General features: G+C 36.7%; 5 protein-coding genes. All 5 read right to left on the bottom strand.

Annotation, left to right across the window (positions count from 1 at the left end):
- Positions 1-712: glutamate cyclase domain-containing protein (locus F6K13_RS28120; protein WP_287289147.1), on the bottom strand; the 712-nt coding region annotated here is incomplete at its 3' end.
- Positions 713-1,138: 426 nt separating this feature from the next.
- Positions 1,139-1,261, bottom strand: a complete 123-nt coding sequence (locus F6K13_RS28115) for a photosystem II reaction center protein J (RefSeq protein ID WP_124147169.1) — start codon at positions 1,259-1,261, stop codon at positions 1,139-1,141.
- A 165-nt stretch (positions 1,262-1,426) separates the two neighbouring features.
- A complete protein-coding gene (locus F6K13_RS28110; RefSeq protein WP_124147170.1) occupies positions 1,427-1,552 on the bottom strand; it encodes a photosystem II reaction center protein L in 126 nt (41 codons plus the stop codon).
- Between the two features lie 9 nt (positions 1,553-1,561).
- Positions 1,562-1,696, bottom strand: a complete 135-nt coding sequence (gene psbF / locus F6K13_RS28105; RefSeq protein WP_094677274.1) for a cytochrome b559 subunit beta — start codon at positions 1,694-1,696, stop codon at positions 1,562-1,564.
- A 24-nt stretch (positions 1,697-1,720) separates the two neighbouring features.
- A complete protein-coding gene (gene psbE, locus F6K13_RS28100) occupies positions 1,721-1,972 on the bottom strand; it encodes a cytochrome b559 subunit alpha (protein ID WP_124147171.1) in 252 nt (83 codons plus the stop codon).
- Positions 1,973-2,505 lie beyond the last annotated feature (533 nt).

Raw genomic sequence — 2,505 nt, 5'->3', positions numbered from 1 at the left:
TTTCTCCAAGTAATCCTGCTAAATAATAACGGAATCCCTTTTTTTGACCTTTGGTTTTAAATAAATCATCAAACTTTTGACACCACTTTTCAAAGCATGGAGGTAAGGCAGATAGGATTGTTTCTCTGATCGCTAGAGTATTTTCAGGTAAAAGTATTGCTATATAATGATTCGGTACTATTTTAACACATTTTTTTCCAAAAGTCCAGCTACAAGCAATTTTTTCTCCCGTACTGACACCTTTGGCAATGAGTTCTCTAGGAAGGGTTCCCATACCCAATTCGTTGCCAGCATAACCAATGCCAATGGAGATGATTTCATTGAGAGTAAATAGGAGATGCAAAGGAGCGGTATCAGCAGTGATATCCTTGCCGATCATATTCCAGACAATACCATCGTAACCGGGACCAGCTCTTTCAATGGCAATAACGTGAGAAACTTGTGGTTTGGCACTTTGCCAGGCATTCACAATAGAAGCAACAGAGGGATCTTCTACACTAGCTGCATTGACAGGAACAACATCAACAGAAACTTGATCCGATATTCCGGCTGCTTGGGCAGCAACCTTGACAGCGTTCAGACATAAAGGATCGGTCACTAAACGGACCGGGATGCCAACTCGAAGTAATCCTGCTGCGAGGTGAGCGCAACCAATGGGGCCATCAGTTTCCGCCGCTGGAGGATTTCCTCGGGGAACAAAAAAGCCTGTCATAATTGCCACATGAGGGGATGGAGGTTCAGAATAGGGAGTGGGATCTTTCTGTTGTACGTTTCACATCCAATTAAAGGAGAACCGTCCTTGCCGAAATGAGTAAACCATCAAAAGCTAGAAATAGCTAGTACTTTGATAATTTGTAACATTTTGTAACTAAATGATTGACAAATGGTACAAAATCTTATGCCAATTTTTTAGTTGAATAGGTACAAAGTTTTAGGACTTTAGGGAGCAGAGAACTAGGAAGAAGAAAAGTAGAAAAAGGTTAATTTTACGCTGTATAGCTGTATATCACTATCCGAAAAACTGCTGTAACTTGTCACCAAAATGATTGTGAAATTTAACTTTTCTATACCTCAAAAAAAATAATCCCACTTTCAAACATAGTGAGATTATTTAACAAAATCAAACTTCAAATCTTTCTTATAAAGAAGAACCTACACCAACATAGGCACCATAAAAGAAAAGACCCACAACTACAAGTACGCCAGTTCCGGCAACAGTAGCAACCAACCATAAAGGAATTCTACCTGGTTCGGACATCATAATATTTCACCTCATTATTTCAAAACTACTTCGTACTAAAAAATTTTTACCTACAAGGTAATTGCTCAACAATATACTTGTTAACTTTCTACTAAATCTTACTAACAATAGGTCACCCCAATAGGGTGACTTAATATTAGTAATTTCTCTGTTTTATTTCTCAAATTAGTTAAAGAAATAACTGGAAAACAGAATACCAAGAACAAATACTAATAACAAACCAAGGTAGAGTGAAGTACGATTTAACTCTACTGGTTGTTTATTAGTATTTTCGCTACGATCTAAAGGCATAATATACTCCTATCTTTGAATAAACTGCATAGCTGCGATCGCACCTAAAAAGAAAACTGTAGGCACGCCAAGGGTATGAACTGCTAACCATCTAACTGTAAAAATTGGATAGCTAACTGGTTGATTTGGATTTCCGCTAGTCATAATAAAAATCTCCTAAATTTTCAACTATTCACCAATAAATTCATCAATTTGTTTTTTAGCTTCAAAACGGTCTGATACAACTGGTAATTCTTGTCTTTGCTCAGTATAATACTCGTTAGGTCTAGGTGTACCAAAAACGTCGTAAGCCAAACCTGTACTTACAAATAGCCAACCTGCAACAAACAGAGCTGGAATAGTGATACTGTGTATTACCCAGTAACGAATACTTGTGATGATATCTCCAAACGGACGCTCACCTGTATTACCGCCAGCCATCTAATTTTATCCTCCAAATTATCTCTAACCATCATCTAATATGATAGTTTTAAAACCTTTCTAAATACCTCATCCCATCACTAATTAATGGTTTGAGTTTTTTGTCTTTGTTAACAACTAAAGATAGACTAACTTTTTGCCTTCTTTAAAATCTGTTATTTTTATCTGTTAGTTAGACGGGATCAATTATAACATATCCAGTCTAAATTTTCAGCTACTCAAGCAACATCAAGAAATTAAATTTTCCCACCTGAGTGATACTACTCAATTAAAATTATGAGGAAGAATTTTTCTCTGATCTCTTGGTCAGCGTTCCCTTGCGACTGGCGTCGTCGCGGGGTCTGACCGCATATTGTATTGAGTTTCAAGCTGCTTCTGAAACTGCTGAACCATTGATAAACGAAATTCTTGGAAACAACGACGTAACCTACACAAAAATGATATTCAATTCAAATTAGTATTGTTTTTTAAATATTTATCTCTTCAGACTCGACTTTAAGTGAAATAGCTGTAACAAAGCTCTCGTTTTAGTG

Origin of the sequence: Okeania sp. SIO2B9 (assembly GCF_010672505.1) — a bacterium.
GTDB lineage: Bacteria > Cyanobacteriota > Cyanobacteriia > Cyanobacteriales > Microcoleaceae > Okeania > Okeania hirsuta.
This window is presented reverse-complemented; position numbering and strand designations above follow the sequence as displayed.

Bases quoted from the DNA above. Each gene is read 5' to 3' on its own strand.
- F6K13_RS28110 (WP_124147170.1), bottom strand. From the start codon at position 1,552: ATGCCTTTAGATCGTAGCGAAAATACTAATAAACAACCAGTAGAGTTA.
- F6K13_RS28115 (WP_124147169.1), bottom strand. From the start codon at position 1,261: ATGATGTCCGAACCAGGTAGAATTCCTTTATGGTTGGTTGCTACTGTT.
- psbF (WP_094677274.1), bottom strand. From the start codon at position 1,696: ATGACTAGCGGAAATCCAAATCAACCAGTTAGCTATCCAATTTTTACA.
- psbE (WP_124147171.1), bottom strand. From the start codon at position 1,972: ATGGCTGGCGGTAATACAGGTGAGCGTCCGTTTGGAGATATCATCACA.